This is a genomic window from Glaciecola sp. SC05 (assembly GCF_041380235.1).
In the GTDB taxonomy this organism is placed as follows: Bacteria; Pseudomonadota; Gammaproteobacteria; order Enterobacterales; family Alteromonadaceae; genus Glaciecola.
The window spans coordinates 141,759-162,314 of the sequence record NZ_JBGIYY010000006.1 but is presented as its reverse complement, the minus strand read 5'-3'; the positions used below and the strand labels follow the sequence as shown (position 1 = coordinate 162,314).

Below are 20,556 nucleotides of genomic sequence, written 5' to 3'. Positions count from 1 at the left end.
GCTCAAATACCTAGCGGTATACCCAGTGTAAAGAAGCCTACCAGTAATATGGTCCAAACGATTAAAAACGCAAACGAGTATGGAACCATAATCAACAGCATATCGCCAAAGCCCATATCGGGTTTGTATTTGCGCATAAAGGCTAAAATAACCCCCGCGTAAGCCATCATTGGCGTGATGATATTGGTTGAAGAGTCTGCGACTCTGAATGCCGCCGCCACAAAATCTGGCGTCATAGCAGGGTTAACGAAATAAAGCATTGGTACAAATATTGGGCCAAGCAACATCCATTTTGAGGTTAAGCCACCAATAAATATGTTGATGATGGCAGTGGTTAGTATGAAGCCAATTAGCAACAACACTGGGAACTCTTGTAAGCCTAAAGCCTGCAAAAACTCTGCGCCTAGAAAGGTGATCCAAGTGCCCAAGCCACTATAGCTGAGCAATCCTAAAAAGTTATACGTAAAAAAGGTGAGTACCAAAATGTAGCCCATGGTGTTCATTTGCGCAACCATCGCCTCAACCACATGCCAAACGCTTTTAAAACGGCCGGTGGCTACGCCGTAAAATACACCGGTGACAACAAAAAACAGTGATATGAGTAAGATGATATTATTCATATACGGTCGAACAAGCGCACCTGATTCGTCAATATACCCAGCAAGCGGCCCGGCGGCTAAACCAAATATCATTAGCATGGCGACTATGGTGCCGATGCCTGCTGCGCGCAAACCACGCTGCTCTTCCGGGGTAACGCTAAACTCTCCGGGGTTGATGTCTTTAGGGATAACGTAGTCGCCCCCATCGAGCTTTGGCTCAACAAATCGCTTGGTTACCCAAAAACCAGTGGCACTAAGCACAAAAGTTGAAACCACAATAAATATCCAGTGCATGGTAATGGGGTTTAATGCATCACCTGCAACATTTTCAAAAGGCACGCCTTGCGCTTCAGCAAATACCTGTGCATTTAAGCCAATGATGGCGTCTACCGGCCCAGGAATAACATTGGCGCTAAAGCCTGCCGATACTCCTGCAAAGGCTGCGGCCATGCCGATTAGCGGATTGCGCCCCAGACCGGCATAGAGCAGCCCAGCTAATGGTATCAGTACTAAGTAACCGGCATCGGTAGCAATAGAGCTTAAAATACCAATTAGCACAAGTAACAGTGGAAGAAGGCTTTGCGGTATGTGAGCGCCTGCGCGCTTTATCAAAGCACCAAATAAGCCAGAGTTTTCAGCAACTCCCACGGCCATCATCACAATCAGAATGACCCCTAGTACACCGCTGCCAAAAGCCAGCCAGTTAGCTAATAGTGCATTGTCAAAAATCCACTGCATGTGCACGGCTTGATGCATGCCCAAAATCTGATGCTGCACGGCTTCGCCGCCCGCGCCAGGGGTTTCAAATGTGTAACCCGACATTAATACTGTTAGGAGGTAAGCGGCAGGGTAAAACGCCATAAAGATAATAACGGGGTCAGGGATGCGTTTACCGGCACGCTCTACAAAACTGCCTAAGGAATTTGAATTTAATGCCATTTACTTAGCTCTTTGTTGGGTGCACTGCATTTGCGCAGTGCGGGAGGGCTTGTCTTTGTTGCTTGAAGGATAAACAATGTGCATGATCTATTCAATTGATAGTGCGGGTATTTTTTAAAGCCTGTTTGCGTCGCATAGCTAATCGAAAATCATTGGTAATGTGCCTGAAAAATGCTCTCAACACGCCCAACGAAGGCTCCGGTGACAAACCCTGAGATAGCCGAATAATCTGCCAATAGTAAAAACCTACTTGACCATAACCATTGATCGCTTTGATTAAATTTAATGGGCTGTTATTGCCCCAAAAGCCTTTACCCAATACTAATTTGTGCTCATAGTCATCGAGTTGTTCCACAGTCTCTTGCATCAACTGATTGGCACAATCTGCTTGAGTGCAAAGTGGACGAGCCAAACCAATCACATCGACTTCTCCATTTTGAAGCGCGCGCTGCATAACCGCTCTGCTTCTGAAGCCTCCTGTAATCATTACCGGAACGCTAGCTTTTGCCTTTATTTGCTCTGCATACTCAATGAAGTAGGCTTCTCGGCGACGTGTACTGTCTCTGACCTCGGTGGCTTCTACGCCTAACAAACTCATTTGTTCGTAAGTGCCACCAGATATCTCTAGTAAATCAATGCTGTCTTGACCCAGCCATGTAGCGACTTGAATACACTCTTCAAGTGTAAAGCCGCCTTTTTGAAAGTCGGCAGAATTTAGCTTTACCGATATCGGAAACTCAGCGCCTACCGATAAGCGAACCCCTTGGATGATGGTGCGGATAATACGCGCGCGATTTTCTAGTGAACCGCCCCACTGATCGTGTCGCTTGTTGGTGTTTGGCGATAAAAACTGGCTGAGTAAGTAGCCGTGTGCGCAATGGATTTGCACCCCGCCAAAGCCGGCCTCTTTAACCAATTCTGCTGAACGCACAAAACGTTGAATAACATCCAAAATATCTGCTTCTTGCATCGGCTTAGGCTTGCCAAAGTTACCCAGAATATCTAACTGAACGTCAGAAGGTGAGAGGGGTTTCGCATTGACTAAGCGCGCGCACTGGCGACCAGGGTGACTCAACTGCACCCAACACTGATTGCCATTGCTTTGCGCTGCTTTTGCCCAGCTCTTAAACAAATCCAAGTGGACATCATTTTCTAGCACAACGTTGCCTGAACGCTCTAGATATCGAGCATCAATCATCACGTTGCCAGTAAATAAAAGGCCTGTGCCGCCTTGTGCCCACACTTTATATAGGTGATTGAGTGCAGGTGTTGGTTGGCCAAGAGCGCTCGCTAAACCTTCTGTCATAGCGCTTTTGGCGATTCGGTTTGGCAAGTTCACACCGCAGTTAAGCGTTAGCATAGTGGATAATGGATTGCTCAATGTTTTTGCCCTCGGGTAGTCCGTTTGTCTAAGGTTTTTACTGCGGTATGACTATCTGCGGCGGGCGTCTTTAAAGGATGCTGCACCTCTAAAAAAGGCACAGCACTCATAAAACGCGCTTACTTGCGGGTAACTACCCATAGTGCGTGAATGATACCTGGTAAATAGCCAAGTACACATAATACGACGTTGATGATGAAGTCTTTACCTAATCCTTTATTGATAAGTACGGCGATAAACGGCAAAAATATTGCCAGTATGATCATAACTAAATTACTCATTGGTATTCCCTTTTTGTAGCTTATTGTTGGCTTATACAAAGCGCAGCTAAGCTTTTATTTTAATGTGACATCGTCCTATCTGATATTAGCTCTAATGTAAATCCTAGGTCGATACTCGTTGGTGTGTAACGTTCTGACTTGCTTTGACACGTTTGTTGTTCACGCCAGAACCGTCTATAGAATAGTCGTTTTTATGGATGGACGCAAAAGCTTGTGTTTCAGAGATATAGAGGGTTGCCTTTATTTATACATGAAGTTTACTATCCTGAACCCTGAACCCTGAACCCTGAACCCTGAACCCTGAACCCTGAACCCTGAACCCTGAACCCTGAACCCTGAACCCTGAACCCTGAACCCTGAACCCTGAACCCTGAACCCTGAACCCTGAACCCTGAACCCTGAACCCTGAACCCTGAACCCTGAACCCTGAACCCTGAACCCTGAACCCTGAACCCTGAACCCTGAACCCTGAACCCTGAACCCTGAACCCTGAACCCTGAACCCTGAACCCTGAACCCTGAACCCTGAACCCTGAACCCTGAACCCTGAACCCTGAACCCTGAACCCTGAACCCTGAACCCTGAACCCTGAACCCTGAACCCTGAACCCTGAACCCTGAACCCTGAACCCTGAACCCTGAACCCTGAACCCTGAACCCTGAACCCTGAACCCTGAACCCTGAACCCTGAACCCTGAACCCTGAACCCTGAACCCTGAACCCTGAACCCTGAACCCTGAACCCTGAACCCTGAACCCTGAACCCTGAACCCTGAACCCTGAACCCTGAACCCTGAACCCTGAACCCTGAACCCTGAACCCTGAACCCTGAGCCCTGAACCCTGAACCGTGCAGCTATGAGCCATGACATAGCGAAGGATATATTTTGACGAACATACAAAAAGTATTGACTCTATAGTTAGCTTTAGAGTTTATAATGCAAAAATGAAAACAAAAAATCGTTACAAAATAGGCGAACTCGCTAAACTTACCGGTATGACCGTCGAAGCTATTCGCTTTTATGAAAGTAAAAACTTAATACAGGCAAGCGACCGTTTGCCCAGTGGCTATCGTATTTTCAATGCTCATGAGTTAGATAAGCTGTGGTTTGTCAGACGGGCAAAAGCAGTTGGCTTTTCACTAGATGAGATCAGTGAGTTGCTCGAACTTCGCTTGCATCCAAACGATCATTCTTGTCAAGAAGTGAAGCAGGTTACCGCTGACAAGATGGCGCAAATTCAAGAAAAAATTGATGAACTACAAAGTATTCATTCGTCGCTCAATACTCTGCATCAAGCATGCTGTGGAGGTCCAGAAAGTGCCGAACACTGTACCATTTTACAAATACTCAATTCGGAAGCGAAGCTATGAATGAATTTAGCTTATTTGCTCATTACTTTGTCGCCTTATTTATCGAATCGGCGCCATGGCTATTATTAGGCTTACTGATTGCTGGCGTGATGCACGAGTTGGTGCCGGTGGACATTCTGCAAAAACATATGGGTAGCAATAGCTTATCGTCAATTACAAAAGCTGCCTTGATTGGCGCGCCTCTCCCGCTTTGTTCATGTGGCGTTATCCCCGCGGCATTAGGCCTGCGACGCAGCGGCGCGAGTAAATCGTCCACGGTTTCTTTTTTGGTTGCCACGCCTGAAACCGGCGTAGACTCTGTATCAGTTTCGTATGCGCTATTAGGCCCAGTATTTGCTGTTGTGCGTCCGATTGCGGCAATCTTAAGCGCGATTTATGCGGGTGTATTGGTGAAGTTGTTCGATAAAGACGAAGCCTTAGCTGTGGAGAATGCGCCTGTTCAATCTGACAGTTGCTGTAATAAACAGAAAACCAGTTGCTGCGAAACAGCAGAGCCATCAAAATCAAAAAGTGTGTCGGTTTGGCAAAAAAGCCTAAGTGTGCTGTCATTTGCCTCGGGTAAATTGCTGTCTGATATTACCTTTTGGTTGCTTCTTGGTTTGAGCATGGCCGCGCTTATCCAAACCTTTGTTCCCACCGATTTTTTAACCCAGTGGGGCGATGGTTTTGTTGCGATGTTGGTGATGGCCTTAATTGGGATCCCTATGTACATTTGTGCCACAGCGTCTACTCCTATAGCGCTTGGGTTTTTAGTCGCAGGCTTGTCACCGGGTGCGGTGCTCGTATTTATGCTAGCCGGCCCTGCAACCAACGTATCGACTATGGGTATGATTGGCAAAGAAATGGGTAAGCGCACCCTAGCACTTTATTTATTTGCGGTGGTGAGCGCGGCAATGACCTTGGGTTACGGCCTCAACCTCTTGTGGGCGACCATGCAATGGGCCCTGCCTAGCTCTCAAATTAACACCCACGAACATAGCGCTATCGAGTGGTTATATTATCTCAGTGCATTCATTATGGCGGCCTTAATGTTAAGAAACCTATTATTGAAGTATGCGGGCTCTGCTCTTAGAAAATCTCCAACAAGTTAGGGTATCAAATACTTTAGCTCAGCGATTAATAAGGAGCTACTAGGGTGACCAAAAAGAAAACATTGCGGGTAACGATTGTTGCCTATCCTGGGATGACAATGCTCGACGCAATTGGGCCTAACGATGTGCTAGCGAACAGCCCTCATTTTGATGTGGAGTGGGTAAGTACAAGCATCGACGAGCTTGTCAACGACCATGCAAATTTGCAGTTAAGTGCTTTGAAGCACTACACAACAGTTGCAAGCACCGACATTTTGTTGATCCCCGGCGGCGCGGGTGATCATGCCTTGATGCAAAATACCGAATTTTTGGAATGGATAAAGACTATCGATCAGACAAGCGTGTTAACCACCGCCGTCTGCACCGGTAGCTTAGTCTTAGCAAAAACCGGCTTGTTAACAAATCATAAAGCTTGTACTCACTGGGCTTGCTTAAACGAACTCAGTGATTTTGGCGCACAGCCTGTTCGCCAGCGCTTTGTGCGAAGTGGCAAGTACGTAACTGCATCGGGTGTTTCTTCGGGTATCGATATGGCCTTATATTTAGTCAAATCACTCATTTCTAAAACTCATGCCCGAGACCTGCGTTTTGGCATCGAGTACTTTCCGAATCAATATCATCTGCTATCAAGCTACAGTTTACCGAGACGCTACTTAGACAAGCTCGCAACGCGCTTTCACAATGTGTTTTCATTGGCTCGCAGTAGGTTCGATAAAAGTTAAGAGGAGTACTTCAATAGCAAGGTCAATAAATTGCAGAAAGTTATCCTCGCATTCGCTTGTGACGACATCACTTACATGTTATCTAAATACACCCGTGCCGATATTGTAGAAAAAAATGAATATAAACAAACAAATCCTTGATTTTGATATTGCTTTACATGGTCTGGTTAGCGGGATTGAAATTCTTGATGCCATTTCTCCCATGAACTTCAAAGCTCAAAAACAAGCCTTTTTTGCTAGTAATTATGCCGTTGAGCCAGAATTTGTTTATAAGCAAAATACTTTAAATGCATTTGCCCTAAAGCGCCGATTATTTAATCTACCCATAGAGACACTGGGAGACGACGATCTAGTTTATTTGTATACAGGCGTAATCAATTCGTTTGTGGATAAGATTGATCAGGTGGTTTCCATCGGCTCCAATGATTTTATTTATGATTCATTTCGCTACTATGGTGAGCCCTCTGAAAAAGACCTTCGTAATGCCTCATTTGTGCTGCATTTACCCAATGAAAAGCAGGCACAAGATGCACTGCTCGATGCCGCTACCATTGAGACATATCTGCGTGAGTTTGCAGTCCAGCATGGTTATGAGCACAGCGTTAAACTTGATGAGAATATGATTGCTAACGCACTAGTGTCGGGTACTACCGTTAAAATAAATACGCAGGCTAAAGTCAATAGAATGGATATGAAAGCCTTGGCACACCATGAGTTAGGGGTGCACTTAGCCACCACCTTAAATGGTCGTCAGCAGCCACTTAGGATCCTATCATTAGGCTGCCCAGCAAATACCAAAACCCAAGAGGGCTTAGCGATTCTGAGTGAATATATGGCGGGCTGTTTGACCGTTGGGAGACTTCGTAACCTAGCGCTTCGGGTAATGGCCGTCAGCTCTATGATTAAAGAGAAGAGTTTCAAGGCAACATTTTTACTGCTCAAAGAAGAATTTGCCGCGAGTGATGAACAAGCATTTTCAGTCACCGCTAGAGTGTATAGAGGCGGTGGTTTTACTAAAGACTATGTGTACTTGCGGGGCTTTCATGAAATGCTCAATGCTTATGAAACGAGTCAAAGCTTTAATAACTTGTTGTGCGGTAAAACAGCAATTGAGTATTTGCCCACTATCAATCGATTGGTCGATAAGGGCTACTTAATACCCCCTAAATTTGTCTCGCCAGCCTTTGCCGAACCGCAGATAAGCGATAGCATTCAGAAGTTCATTGCGCATGCAATAAAGTAAGCATCTAAAAGCGAGCCTTGTTGAACTATCTAAACGCTTTTGTGAAAGGCAGTTTGTTGTAGTCAAAGCCCAATTTCACTGTGAACATATTGTCATTGTCGCATTAGCATTCATTAGAAGCTCTGGCTTTATAAACGACTTATATCCTCCACAGACAGATACATTACTTTTCCGATGTTTCTCCTCGTTTTAATCGAGCTTTAAAATAGAAACTTATTTCTTCTTGGTATTGTCTTACTTGAGAAATTACTATACCGTTATGTTATAACATAATGATATGTTGTTTTTGAGCTTATAATTTTAACCACATGTATATTTTGTAATAGGAAACAAAAATGAAATTAAGCAAATTTATCGGTGCTGTAGCAGTTACTTTATTTGCAGCTCAAGCGAGTGCAAGCGTAAAAGTCGTCAATATGGGTTTATCAGAGCAAGAAGTACTGAATGCTCAACAAGGCTGGTGCAACGCACTTCTAGACATCAGTAAGACAAATGAAGACAAAGGTCAGGCAGCCGCTAAAACCCTAGCTAAGCAAGTGATAGACGCCGCATATGGTTATCAGATGGGCGCTGTTTTGTTTAAGCCTACACTTACTGTAGTTCCGCAAACGTTCAGACCGACCAGTGAAGGTGCGCTGTCTTATTTTGTTGGCGGCGATAGCAACTTTCCAAAAGACAAAGGCTTTGCACTAATGGGTTGGACGAATTGCGAAGTTGATAATAATGCCGTTTTTATCGCGGGTGACAGTGCGTCTACGATTGGAAAAGTGCACTTTACCGGGCCAGATGGCAGCGTGACCTCAGTGGATAAAACATGGGGTTTTGTAAAAGACGATGCAGGTAACCTGCGCATCGTACTTCACCACTCTTCTTTAGAGTATAAAGGCTAATTTGTTACTTTTCCTTGAAGCTTAAGTTACTTAGTCAACTCTAATGGGAGACGCCCTCTTTTTGAGGGCGTTTTTTTTGTTCTCAAATCTACCTTTCCTACCTCAGATAAAAGCGCTCGATTTTGCTTCAGTTTGTGTTACAACTTTCTAGGATTTGGCGCCTTAATATTCCAAGCGCAACGCGTAACTTCTGTAAGAAGACTTAGCAACCGTTATTTGCTGAAAAAAATAGCCGCATCTAGAACACTAGAGGCAGCTATTTCGGCAATCAAATGCGTAAGAACTTTTATTTAGCAGGTTTGACAAACTTTAATGTCATGCGGTCTGATTCACCAATTTCTTGGAACTGCGGGTCTTTTTCAGCAATCGGTCTGCCGGCTTGAAGGGCCCATACGCCGCGCTCCCAATCTGCTGGATCTTTTGCGTTAGCGTTGATTTCACTGCTTGCTTCAAGTTCAAAACCGGCGCCTGTGACCAAATCGATAATGTAACTTTGCTTCACGTAACCACGCATAGTGGTTTTAGGATCTGTATCAAAGTCCTCGCGCTCACGATGCTGAACAATGCCCAACACGCCACCAGGTTTAAGGCTTGATAGTATTTCCGCTAGTAAACCGTTTACATCGCCGCGTCCGATTTGCCCGTGCATACCGCGGAAAATCAACACCATGTCAACGCTATTTGGTGCAGCAAAAGGCACTGCTTGACGAATGTAGCGGGCGCTTGCGTTGTGCCCGAACATGCCACTTTCATGATTAATAAATGTTTCACGCCATTGCATTTGGCTCTCGTAGCGCTCTGACTCTGGGTTTGGGCTGCCGTTTAAGGCAATGTATTTACCATGATGCGCCGTAAGTGGTGCAATAATTTTTGTATACCAACCGCTGGATGGACCAAGTTCAGCGACAGTCATAGTTGGTTCTAGTCCAAAAAAGTTAAGTGTTTGGACGGGGTTGCGAAATTGGTCACGTTCCATTTCTCGCTCTGTGCGAAATGTGGTGTCGTTTACGGCTTTTTCGAGGGCCGCCATAGGGGTAAGCATTTTGCCAGCCATCTCACCCTTTTCATGATGATTAGCTTGGGCAACAGTTGCTGTGAGCATTAGTAAAGCGCTAGCAGCGCCTAACATGAGGGACTTTATCATATTGGTTTGACTCCATTTGGAACGATTAAATTACACACGTGGCAGAGTAAACTGCATACACATAATACGCAACAATGCTTGTTTTCGATTTTGTAAAAACCACTTAATCAAATCTAAGTAATCATTGCGCGCTCAAGGAGCAATATCAGGGCCAATTTGGCTTGCCTAGATATTAATCAGCAACTTGCTCAAATGAAGTGCTATTCTTAGTGCAAAGCAAAAACAATACTAGATTTAAAAGCATGGATTCAGTAACACAAATAGCATTAGGCGGCGCCGTTGGGTATGCGGTTCTAGGTAAACAGGTAGGGCGTAAAGCGATGCTGTGGGGAGCGATACTTGGCACCTTGCCGGATTTAGACGTACTGATCCCTTACGGCGATGCCATTGCAAACTTCACTTATCATCGAGGTTTTAGCCATTCACTTTTTGTGCATTTGCTAGCCAGCCCATTTATTGTTTGGCTAATTCTTAGCATACATCGGGGCACAGTCGAACATAGAAATCGATGGTTTTACTTAGTATTTCTGTGTTTAACAACCCACGCAATCATCGATAGCTTTACGGTATATGGCACGCAGTTGCTATGGCCTTTGACCGAATATCCTTTTGCAGTGTCCAACCTCTTTATTATTGACCCGATGGTAACGCTGCCGCTTCTGTTTGGCTTAGTTGCCGCATTACTGCTTCGAGCCAAGCCTGCTAGCGCTCGCACCTGTAATGTTGTCGGGCTGACCCTTAGTTGTATGTATATGACTTGGAGCTTAGGCGCTAAGGTGTATATTGATAACAAGGTTAAAACTGCCTTGGCGCAAAATAATATATCAGTCACAGCCTATATGAGCACGCCTGCGCCCTTCAACACTCTGCTGTGGCGGGTAGTGGCGATGTCGGATGGTGAATATTATGAAGCCTATGCTTCGGTTTTTGATACTCCTTCAGAGGTCAGTTTAAACGGCTATAAGACCAGCCCAGAACTGCTCAGCGGATTAGAAGACGCATGGGGTGTGCAGCGCTTGAAGTGGTTCACAAAAGGTTTGTACTCTGTGAAAAGTGACGGTCCCGAAATTATCATGAGCGACCTACGTATGGGCATTGAATGTGCGTATGCGTTTAATTTCGTAGTGGCTAAAAAAACCATTTTGGGTCCACAGTTAGTTGACGTCGAGCAGCTTACTCAGCGTCCGGATTTGAGTGAAGTTAATAGTATTTTCGAGCGTATTTGGGATCCGAGCATTAACCTTGCGCCTAATCAAAAGCGTCTAAAAGGATGTTTACAATGAACACTGCAAAACGTGCAACGAAGCTGATCCTTTCAGCTGCGATACTGACACTATCCACAGCGACTGCCGCGCAATGGTATAACCATTACAGCAAATTAGATGATTTTGGGCACCATGTTTACTTAGAGCAGCATGAACTGCCGATTTTAGCTCATGGCATTACCGACCCAGCGCCATCACCCGACGGTAAGCAGATCGCCGTTGCCTCCAAAGGCTGGCTTTGGCTGGTAGATATTGAAAGCGGCGTAGCAACTCGTTTAACCGATTCAAATGCAATAGATGCTCGTCCACGTTGGTCACCAGATGGCTCGCAGTTGGCCTTTGTTCGCGATTTCAGTGATGATACGGCGGTCGTTATAAAAGACCTAAAATCTGGTAAAGAAACGCTTATAAACACCGATGCGATTGAGCTAGATCCGGAGTTTTCTGCCGATGGACGAGTGCTGTATTATAGTAGCGGTGTATCAGGCTCTTTGAATGTGTATCAAAGAGATATTCTCAGTGGCGTACAGCAGCAAATTACTAATTTACGTCAAGTTGAACGTAATGTCAGGCGTATTGGTGCTTCAAATGCCATCGTTTATCTGCATGGGAATGGTGCACATCGTGTACTTAGGCAGCGAGATTTTACCGCAGGCACCGACGAAATTATTCAGGCACAAACCCTTACTTATCATTTGACTGGTGACGTGCATCCTACTCAAAATATTTTGGTATATAGCGCACCAATCAATAACGACTATCATTTATACACCATGGATTTAAACGATACTCGTGTATCCCACCGCTTAACCGAAGGCACCGGCTTTGCTTTAACACCAGCCTTTAGCGCCGATGGCAATCATATTTACTTTGTTGAGTTAACAGACAATCGACAGTTCAGGTTAATGCATATTCCTACCTATGGCGGCAAAGCTACAGAGCTACAAATAAAACAATGGGACTATAGACAAGCCACTGGCACTTTAGTGGTGTCTATTGTGGATGACCAAGCGCAGCCAATTGCCGCTCGCGTATCCATCGTGTCTGAAAGTGGCCATCCGGTAGCGGCGCCCAATAGTGCCAGTTTTGATGATCCGCAAACTGGTCGTTCGTATTTCTATATCGATGGCACCGAGACATTTACGCTGCCGACAGGTAAATATAAAATCGAGGCGGTACGCGGGCCGATGACCCAATTGGTCAAAAGTGAAGTTAGAGTAAAGAAAGCCGCATCAAGTGATATTGAAATAGTGCTTAAACCTCTTTGGCGAAGTGCTGAGGCCGGTTACCGCTCTGCTGATTTCCATGTGCATTTAAACGGAGATGGTCATCACAGAGCTAGCCATCAAGATGCCTTGCTGCTTATGAAGGGTGAAGATTTGAATTATCTTGCGCCGATGTCTTGGAATCGCTGGGAGCGAAAAATTGACGCTAAAATCGTCGGTAAACGCACGCAAGAAGGTGAACATATTGTCGCGCAAGGTCAAGAAGTGCGCTCGCATTTTCACGGTCATATTGGTTTATTAAATGTCAATGAGCCCTTTACGCCATGGTTCTTTGGCCCGAACAATCCGACATTAGGTGACCCAAACCTGACTAACGCCAATGTATTTGCTTATGCCAGCAAGATAGGCGCGTTTGCCACTTACGTTCATCCGATTGCTGACGATGGTAATCCCTTTGCAGATGAGGTGATTGCTAATATTCCTTTAGAGTTGCTGTCTGACGGTATTTTAGAGCCACAGATGGGGCTTGAGTTAGTGTGCGCATGGACAAGCTCACTGGGCACCGCGGAGCTGTGGTATCGACTACTTAATATCGGTAAGCCCGTTGCTGGTATATCAGGGACCGATAGCTGGGTGGACTTTCATCGTACTCCTGCGGTAGGCACTGGGCGTGCGTATATTAGGCCGCTTCTTGCGTCTGACGTCAGTGACCCAATCCTAGCTGGCGCGATTGCTGGGCGTAGTTTTTTAACAACTGGCCCAGCGTTGATTTTTTCTTTAGAAAATGGCGCTAAACCAGGCGATGTAAGCTTGAGTGGAAAGCAGGGCTTCTCTCTTGTGTTGACCAGCGCAGTAGCCCTTCAGATGGTTGAAATCGTTGTAAATGGGCAAGTAGTACAAACCCTAGAAGGTATAGATGCCGGCGAAACCAAAGGCTACAGCGGAGAAGTCGATTTGCCTGAGGGTGGATGGGTTGCAGCACGTGCCTATGCTGCTCAGCAGCGTTTTGACAGCTGGCCAAGTATGCATGCGCGGCCATTTGCGCATTCATCGCCGATCTGGATTGATAAAATTGGCAGTGTGGATGCTAAGGCGCGCAGCGCAGCGGTTGATGATTTGCTAAGAGCTATCAACGTCGCTGAAAAAACCGCGAGAGAGGCCTATGGTGAGCGACCTATGCCTAGGTTGTATAAGCGCTTTGAGGATGCTCGTGCAGCGCTACAGTAATTTATGCTGATGCAAACTCATCATCTTGCTGCACACGTAGCGCCATGCAGTCGCTGTCTTTGCCAATGATCATTGATGCGTCAACGCGAACACCGCTGCCGGCATAGTTGCCCGCAGCGGTAAATGTACATATTTGCACATAATATTTGCCGACTTTTGGCAGCGGCCAAAGCTGTTGATAAACGTAATCACGCTCACCAAATGCACCTTCTTTGGTTGCCAGTACCTTGTTATTTTTATCGACTAGGCGAATGTTAGCTCCGCAACGTCCAACAATTGGTTTGGCAACATAACCATTTTTTTTCAATGTTTCGCTTAGGCTGTGGTCGGTTTCCAGTAACCAAGGATGATTCGGAAATAGTGTCCATAGTACCGGCAGTATTGCTTTGTTGCTTGGGATCAAGGTCCACATAGGCTCATACACCATGATCTCTTTTCGAAGTAGGACATCCGCCAATTTGGGCTGTGTGTTAATTATGTCATCTGCAAGCGGCGGACACTCTGAGGCACTTACATCTTCGCGCAGTTGCTCAAGTGCAGTTTCCCAGGCCCATGTTTTCCATACCCAACGCAGTGGCACATTATCGTCGTCAACTATCTCGTTGTTTTCATTGTAATGCAGATCATGTAGGCCGATAACGCGTTTGCAAGTAAACCCAGCCGTTTCGATAGCCTCCTGCATGAACAATGCATGATAGTCTTCCTCTGGATCGGTATCTTGCAACACGTGTATGATGCCTTTCGCATCACTGGCTTTCCAAGCATCAACTAAGCTTTCAAATAGACTTTCTCCGGCATCTTTACCACGCTTAAGATCTAAATGCTCAGCCCATTTTCCTTGAATTTTACCGACTTCCATATAGCAAGAAGCAGAGTCACAGTTATACTCATATACTTTAAGACCTTTTTCGGTCATTGCAAAATCAAAGCGACTGGTTATAAGCTGGTTAAGGCGATTGTCCCAAGACTGTTTAATGCGTGGCAATATGACATCAGGAAAGCCAAAGGTGCTGAGCAGTTCTGGGTGCTGTAACACATAGTCGGTTGCGTGCATAAACATGCCGTGTAGTTCGTCAGTGGCAGTTTCTAGTTGCTCAAGTGCCGTTTCGGATATTTCATAATAATCATGAAAGTCCTCGACCACAGAGCTTAGAACGTGTCCCTTCATCATATCAACATATGCCGCTTCATCATGATTGGCAATATTTAACCAAGGTTTGGTATCTCGTTCATGAGCCTTAGCATGAGCCAGCTGCACATTAAATAAATGCGGAGTAGCTTCTGGGGTGTGTTCAGCTTCGGTGTCATCTTCAGTTTGTAGCATCCAGCCTAAAATACGTCCGCTTTTTGATGAGCATTGCAGCCAGTAGTCGCCCTGAGCACCAATGCGCGCAGATATTTCGCGTGAATAATTACGCCCGTTTTGCCAAGGCACAAAATCCATATTTTGCTCCACAATACGAATGGCATTGGGCAGAATTTCGCTAATAATCGCTACGTGCCCGGTGTGCTCAAACTCACCGCCTTCATCCCAAATTAACATGGCGCCGGGCTCTGGGTGTTGCGTTGAACCATTTCGAAAAGCGTTTAGGGGTAACAGTCGGTTGCTTTTGATTTCTCGTACTGACCGCAAATTAAATATTTCGTAGGCCATGGACACATCGTTAAAGATATAGCCTCGATTGACATATAGCCAGCGCCGCGCAAACTCTACGCACTGCCATTTGTAGCCCATGTAGATGCCGTCGAAGTAGCTGCGATAAGAAGTACGATTTGGATAATCTTTTTCATCGGCGCTGTCGTAGTCGCTAGAATAGGAGCAGACGCCGCCTTGTGCGACACCAAGCAAAGTGCCAAATTTAGTTGAGTTAGGGTGCTTAGATGACACCATGGATTGTCCTGAGGGTATGCACAAGGTCAAGTTGACGATGCATTTAGAAGTGGGGCAGATTAAACGCTATTTTTTAAAAGCGCAATACATATGGTCAATATAGTTATGTGCTCTTTTAGTTAACAATGGCATAGATTTTGTGAGTGACATTCGATTAAAGATAAAGCCTGAACTCGCCGATATTGCTAGTAATCTGATGAAATAGTCTGGAAAGGGAGAATATGTATTTAGTAATCAAAGGTAAGCTAGACCTCAGCAATTATTTTGCGCTAATGCTGCTTTCAACTTTCATTTTAGTTGGTGTTGTTGTCGCAACGTCGATTTTACCTTTTGACAAGACGAATACTGCCTGGCTAATCATGTTTTTGAGTGTTGTGTCTTTAGGTTCGAGCATGCGGGTTATTAGTTTGCTTATGGAAAAATCTAGCGAGTAATTACCCGACAAAAAAACCACCGACAATAGCGGTGGTTTCCATATGGTTTGCTGTATTAGCTTAGTGTAATCAAGCCTACTTGGATCTGCGAACTAAAAGCATCGCTAAACCAAACAACGTTAATAAAGCTGCTGAAGGTGCTGATGCTTGAACTACTGAGGTAGTAGATTCTGTCACTATCACGTTGTCTATAAAGTTACCCAAAGTGCCGCTTAAAGGGGTAACTGTGGTAAATCTAACTGTGGTTGCCGAATCTGCTGCTACAAAAGATGAAGTAAATGACGACCATTGTTTCACAATGTGATCATCAACCAATTGGCTGATAAGTGAACCGCTAGAAGAAAATACTTCGACTAAAAACGATTCATTGGTGTTTTGACGAGCAGCATAATAAAAGCTGAAGTCGTAAAGTTCACCAGCAGTTGTAGTGATTTCTTGGAAGATAGAAAACGCACCACCGCCACTGCCACCATGTGCATTCAGTTCAGCCAATTTAGTGCCATCTTGCGCGATCATTCCGCCAAAGTCATTCCATAGCTCAATGTTTGAACCAGACCAGCCGTCTACAGATGAAGAGCTAAACCAGCTCCATGTACCTGCATTGACATTGTTGTTTTCAAAGCTTCCGTTTGAAACAAGGTTTGCGTTTGCAACAGAACTCGCCATTGCGCATATAAGTAATAGTGTTGATAGTAGTGTTTTCAAAATTTAACTCCAAAATAAATTTACAACTGAAAAACGGTTTCATCGTTACTAATACAATATCTTACAATATCCGTGCCAGAGCGTAATACACCATATAAAACAATGTGTAAGCTATCATCATTTGCTGTTAGATATATTCGGTGTAAAGAAAATTGACGGGTCAAGTGCATAAAAAAGGGTTATCTAAATAGATAACCCTTTTTTTATTTTTACAGAAGGGCACTTATACCGAGTGCCTACTCAAAAGCTATAGTCGTATGCGTTGACCTGGGTTTTCTTCAAGCCAAAGTATGTACCAAAGTTTCAAATCAATACGGGTGATTACACCGTCTTCGTCAATGTCTCCGGCCGCATTAAAGTCTGCATCACCACTGACGCTTCCTTGAAGTTGGATAAGTATTCTGAAGTCTTCCGCATCTAACTCACCGTCATTGTTCAAGTCACCTAAACGCACAGGAGCCTCAAAACTAAATCCTACTAATACCGGATCATGGTCTGACGAACGATAAAATGAATCATCACGGAAACTTTCAGGCTTGCTGATGGTGTTCGTTATTGAGTCATTATAATCAAGCGCGACAGGTTCGTCTGCATTGATGTGCCATTCAACTACGTCTTTGACAAGTGGGAAAGCGATGGTATTAGCCATTGCATAATCCAGAGAACCGAATTCACCTCTGAAGCTATAGCTATACGCCATGTCACCGTCAAATACTCGGGCTAAGTCTGCATACCCTGCATTTTGAAGTTCAACAATAGGATCTTCTTTAGCGTAACTATTTAAATCACCAACGACAAATACAGGCAGATCAGCAAAGGTCGAAGCTAACCAAATATGCAGTGCATTGGCTGCTCTTTGACGCGTACCGTTGCAGTTGCCTTGGTCAGGGCTATCATCACCAACACCACAGCCGCTGCCTTTTGATTTAAGATGATTGACGTTGACTACAAAGCTATTGTTCGTGCCAGCCTGAGTAAATACTTGTGCAAACGAAGGGCGGTTACGATTGGTGTTAAACAACGGACCGTCTTCATCAGCGATAGAATTACTTCCATCTAGTATCTGCAAGTCACCTGATGGGGTCACTTCAGCGCCTTGATAAACAATGCCCACCGTAATCGCATCAGTACCAACTGTGCCACCAGCGTCAATGAATGAATACACACCTTCGCCGACACGTTGATTTAGGGCGTCGACTAATTGGGCTATTGAACTGTCCGCATCAAAGCCGTCATTTTCGATTTCCATTAAGCCTACAACGCTTGCGTCAAGAGCCACAATAGCATTGGCAATTTTGGCTAACTGTAGCTCGTATTCAGCAATATCATCAGCGCCTCTAGCAGTCGGGAAACCGCCTCCTTGACCGTTACCATTAAACAGGTTGAGCACATTGAAGCTAGCGACACTTAAATCGCCCTCAACAACCGGTGCATCGGGTCTAGGTGCAGACTGCACACTAGGTGCGCTACTTGGTTGAATGCGATAGGCGTTAAAACCATAGTCCATTACACCGCTGATGCCGGTTATGATGCTACCAGTGCGCAGAGTGTTGCTAGCAGATAGTTCACCGTTAAGGTTAAGTTCTGCCGGTGCGCCATTGAGTGCATCGTCCAAAATGATTTTATTTCGCGCGTTTGTAGCCGCCAAATCAATTGCAGCTTGTGAGCCTGGCTCATGCAGATGCGTTGGTGTAAAGGTTCTGCCATTGGCAACCTCTATTTCACCAAATCGTGCATAGGTAAAGGTATTGACAACAGTAAGCGCTTGCGCATTACTGATGGCCATGCCTTCGTATGCTTCAAAGCTTTGATTTTCTGGAAGTGGCAAGACTAAATCGACCTTAGAGAAAGTACCGACGCCACATCCGGTTGCGACTTCAGTCGCTGTGATTTGTGTTTTGTCAAAGAACTCACCAGCCGTGCCCAATACACGTACCAACTGACCCGCGCTTACGTTAGCAGGGTTATTTCCGGTAAACACAAATATCCCTTCAGATGTCTGTGGATCAGCATCAAAGTCTGCGTCTTCTTCTTGTAAGAAGAAACCGTCTAAGCCAGGGGTAACCAGCGTCACAAGAGCTTCAACCACCACCTCAGAATTAGCCATCATGGTAGTTGCACCACTGCCTTGAATGCTGTGGATAAAGTTTGCTTCATCGCCGCATTGGCCAATTAGTAGACCACCGCCACCACCGCCACCACCGCCGCCGCCATCGCCGCTGTCGCCAAACTTACCAAGGTCGGCAAAGGAATCGATGGGTAAACCAGTCCACTGTTCGCTTGGGTCAAAGGCATTGCTAGGATCAGTATCGCCTAAGCGAATGTTAGTGTTGCGCAGCAAAGTGTTATTTTGTGTGCTGGCGTCACCGCTACCCCATTCGCTGCCAGGATCCTCACCAACGGTGCCAATGACATCTAAAATTGCGTTATCTGGACCGCGTAACACAACCGCATCATCGCCGTTAAACGATACAGATCCTGAAGTTTGGTCAGTTACATCCAGTATGTCTGCGACTGAGTTGCTATTAGCCAGTACAAATACATCGCGGTTAGCAATGCTACCCTGTAGACCAATCGTTTGGCCGGCGCTGCTGCTGCCGTTGAAGTAAATCTCAACACTGTAATTACCATCTAAGGTAACTTCAGTTCCGGTGAGGTTAGCAATTTCTAATGCTTTGTTGTTACTGCTGCCTTCAATGTATTCAGAGAAGAATAAGGAGCCTGCCGCAAACTCAAAGGTGCCAACAGGGATGGTGCCATCATTGCTTTGTGCGCCATCTAGGGTGTTTGGAGCGCTTATACTCCAATCGGCTAGTACAAAAGGATTGGCCGCACTGGTCTCGGAAACTCGATATGCAAAACTATCTGCATATTCCCAAGCTTGACCGCTGCCATCAACATCAATCTCACCATAAACATCAATTACTAGGTCATTACAAAACAGCTCTACCGCGTCATCACCATTAATGCCCATTGCCGAGCCGGCGCTAAAGTTAGGAGCAAAGCCAAAGAATTCAGTAAACCCCTCAGTTTCAGACGCAACATAGATGAAATCACCGGCTGATGCGCTGCTGCCTGCAGGAAAAGTAAACTCTTCTCCGTCTGAGCCGCCGCCATTATTCGCGCTGCCAACACCACAAATGCTTAAGTCAGCAATATCTTCAGATACATATATCTCAACGCCTTTTGGCACACCGCCATTTAGTGGTCCATCAAATACTGCCGTTAGTAACATAGGTGTAGCAGAGTTATTACCGCCGCCACCACCGCCACCGCCACCGCCACCGCCGCCAGTGCAACATTCTTTATGGTTGCCTAAATTTGAAGTGTCATCTTGAGGCAGGGCTAGCCACTCTGCAGATAAATCAAACTCATTGCTGCTGTCGCTATCGCCCATGGAGATCACGTCTAATCTAAGCAATGTTGTATTTTGTGATGAGCTACCACCAGCCTGCCAACTTGAACCTGGATCAAAGCCAACTTGACCAAATGAGTCAACGACCAATTCACCATTTTTCAGTTCGATTGCGTCATCGCCATTAAAAAAACCTGAGCTAGATGTTAGATCTGCTTTTGCAATAATATCTGGGTTGGCATCGTCATCTGCCACCACATAGACTGAATTGGGTTCAAGTTGACCCGATAAATTGATAATGGTGTTTGCAGAAGTATTACCGTTGAAGTAGAAGTTAAGAGTGTAGGTAGATAGGTCTACCGCTGTATTACCTTCGTTAAATATTTCTATGGCTTTGTTATTGCTAGAGCCTTCGATATATTCTGAGATATATACGTCGGCTTGAGTAGCAGTTGCAAAGCATCCTGCTATTAACAAAGAAATCATTTTCATTTGCATGGTGTTAAGTCCCTGATGTTTTTTATAAATTATTATTAGCCTGTACTTTAGACCAGTTACAATATACTGGATAAACGACAAAATTGTGACAATCGTGCAGAAAAATACACTTAAAAAATCAAAAGTCATTAATTTGAAAAGAGATATTTATTGTTGGTAACTGCTCTAGCAGCTATTGAAATTTTGATTTGAGGCGCTAAAAAGGCACAAATGTGTTTTTGTTCTGTTTTCAGCGATGTTTTAAATACATTGGACTAAAAAGGGTTGTGGACGCGAGCAAATCAGCGAACACAAGAT

Annotated in this window: 16 protein-coding genes; 8 read left to right on the top strand and 8 right to left on the bottom strand. The window is 45.1% G+C overall.

Annotated features, from left to right (window positions below; genetic code table 11):
• Positions 1-2 precede the first annotated feature (2 nt).
• The 4 genes from AB9H30_RS07520 to AB9H30_RS07505 form a co-directional block, all read right to left on the bottom strand.
• Positions 3-1,538 (bottom strand): AbgT family transporter, encoded by a 1,536-nt coding sequence (locus tag AB9H30_RS07520; protein ID WP_371194039.1) that lies wholly within the window; start codon positions 1,536-1,538, stop codon positions 3-5.
• 91 nt (positions 1,539-1,629) lie between these two features.
• Entirely contained in the window at positions 1,630-2,919 is a 1,290-nt protein-coding gene (locus AB9H30_RS07515) for an NADH:flavin oxidoreductase/NADH oxidase family protein (protein WP_371194038.1), read from the bottom strand.
• A gap of 119 nt (positions 2,920-3,038) precedes the next feature.
• Positions 3,039-3,200 carry a YqaE/Pmp3 family membrane protein gene (locus tag AB9H30_RS07510; RefSeq protein ID WP_371194037.1) on the bottom strand — a complete coding sequence of 54 codons (162 nt, stop codon included), beginning with the start codon at positions 3,198-3,200 and terminating at the stop codon, positions 3,039-3,041.
• Between the two features lie 244 nt (positions 3,201-3,444).
• On the bottom strand, positions 3,445-4,098 hold the full coding sequence (locus AB9H30_RS07505; RefSeq protein WP_371194036.1) for a hypothetical protein: 654 nt from the start codon (positions 4,096-4,098) through the stop codon (positions 3,445-3,447).
• 44 nt (positions 4,099-4,142) lie between these two features.
• On the opposite strand from AB9H30_RS07505, the gene zntR reads away from it, so the two are divergent.
• The 5 genes from zntR to AB9H30_RS07480 all read left to right on the top strand — a co-directional run bounded on the left by zntR (position 4,143) and on the right by AB9H30_RS07480 (position 8,514).
• Entirely contained in the window at positions 4,143-4,568 is a 426-nt protein-coding gene (zntR, locus tag AB9H30_RS07500) for a Zn(2+)-responsive transcriptional regulator (RefSeq protein ID WP_371194035.1), read from the top strand.
• Positions 4,565-5,659: an SO_0444 family Cu/Zn efflux transporter gene (locus tag AB9H30_RS07495; RefSeq protein WP_371194034.1), complete on the top strand. Its 1,095-nt coding sequence runs from the start codon at positions 4,565-4,567 to the stop codon at positions 5,657-5,659. The genes zntR and AB9H30_RS07495 overlap by 4 nt, the downstream gene beginning before the upstream one ends.
• 44 nt (positions 5,660-5,703) lie before the next feature.
• A complete protein-coding gene (locus tag AB9H30_RS07490; RefSeq protein ID WP_371194033.1) occupies positions 5,704-6,381 on the top strand; it encodes a DJ-1/PfpI family protein in 678 nt (225 codons plus the stop codon).
• Positions 6,382-6,496: 115 nt separating this feature from the next.
• Positions 6,497-7,624, top strand: a complete 1,128-nt coding sequence (locus tag AB9H30_RS07485; RefSeq protein WP_371194032.1) for a flavohemoglobin expression-modulating QEGLA motif protein — start codon at positions 6,497-6,499, stop codon at positions 7,622-7,624.
• Positions 7,625-7,959: 335 nt separating this feature from the next.
• Positions 7,960-8,514, top strand: a complete 555-nt coding sequence (locus tag AB9H30_RS07480) for a hypothetical protein (protein WP_371194031.1) — start codon at positions 7,960-7,962, stop codon at positions 8,512-8,514.
• A gap of 286 nt (positions 8,515-8,800) precedes the next feature.
• Here AB9H30_RS07480 and AB9H30_RS07475 read toward each other — a convergent pair whose 3' ends face one another.
• Entirely contained in the window at positions 8,801-9,658 is an 858-nt protein-coding gene (locus AB9H30_RS07475; protein ID WP_371194030.1) for a class I SAM-dependent methyltransferase, read from the bottom strand.
• A gap of 242 nt (positions 9,659-9,900) precedes the next feature.
• Here AB9H30_RS07475 and AB9H30_RS07470 point away from each other — a divergent pair, with 242 nt between their 5' ends.
• Both AB9H30_RS07470 and AB9H30_RS07465 read left to right on the top strand, forming a co-directional pair.
• Complete coding sequence (locus AB9H30_RS07470; RefSeq protein ID WP_371194029.1) at positions 9,901-10,941, top strand: metal-dependent hydrolase; 1,041 nt, start codon at positions 9,901-9,903, stop codon at positions 10,939-10,941.
• Positions 10,938-13,376, top strand: a complete 2,439-nt coding sequence (locus AB9H30_RS07465) for a CehA/McbA family metallohydrolase (protein ID WP_371194028.1) — start codon at positions 10,938-10,940, stop codon at positions 13,374-13,376. The genes AB9H30_RS07470 and AB9H30_RS07465 overlap by 4 nt, the downstream gene beginning before the upstream one ends.
• A gap of 1 nt (position 13,377) precedes the next feature.
• Here the strand turns inward: AB9H30_RS07465 and gss are convergent, their stop codons facing one another.
• Positions 13,378-15,267: a bifunctional glutathionylspermidine amidase/synthase gene (gene gss / locus AB9H30_RS07460; protein WP_371194027.1), complete on the bottom strand. Its 1,890-nt coding sequence runs from the start codon at positions 15,265-15,267 to the stop codon at positions 13,378-13,380.
• A 221-nt stretch (positions 15,268-15,488) separates the two neighbouring features.
• On the opposite strand from gss, the gene AB9H30_RS07455 reads away from it, so the two are divergent.
• Positions 15,489-15,701, top strand: coding sequence for a hypothetical protein (locus AB9H30_RS07455; protein ID WP_371194026.1), 213 nt, complete (start codon positions 15,489-15,491; stop codon positions 15,699-15,701).
• Positions 15,702-15,776: 75 nt separating this feature from the next.
• Here the strand turns inward: AB9H30_RS07455 and AB9H30_RS07450 are convergent, their stop codons facing one another.
• Positions 15,777-16,406 carry a DUF642 domain-containing protein gene (locus AB9H30_RS07450; RefSeq protein WP_371194025.1) on the bottom strand — a complete coding sequence of 210 codons (630 nt, stop codon included), beginning with the start codon at positions 16,404-16,406 and terminating at the stop codon, positions 15,777-15,779.
• Between the two features lie 247 nt (positions 16,407-16,653).
• Positions 16,654-20,259 carry an ExeM/NucH family extracellular endonuclease gene (locus AB9H30_RS07445; protein WP_371194024.1) on the bottom strand — a complete coding sequence of 1,202 codons (3,606 nt, stop codon included), beginning with the start codon at positions 20,257-20,259 and terminating at the stop codon, positions 16,654-16,656.
• Between the last annotated feature and the right edge of the window lie 297 nt (positions 20,260-20,556).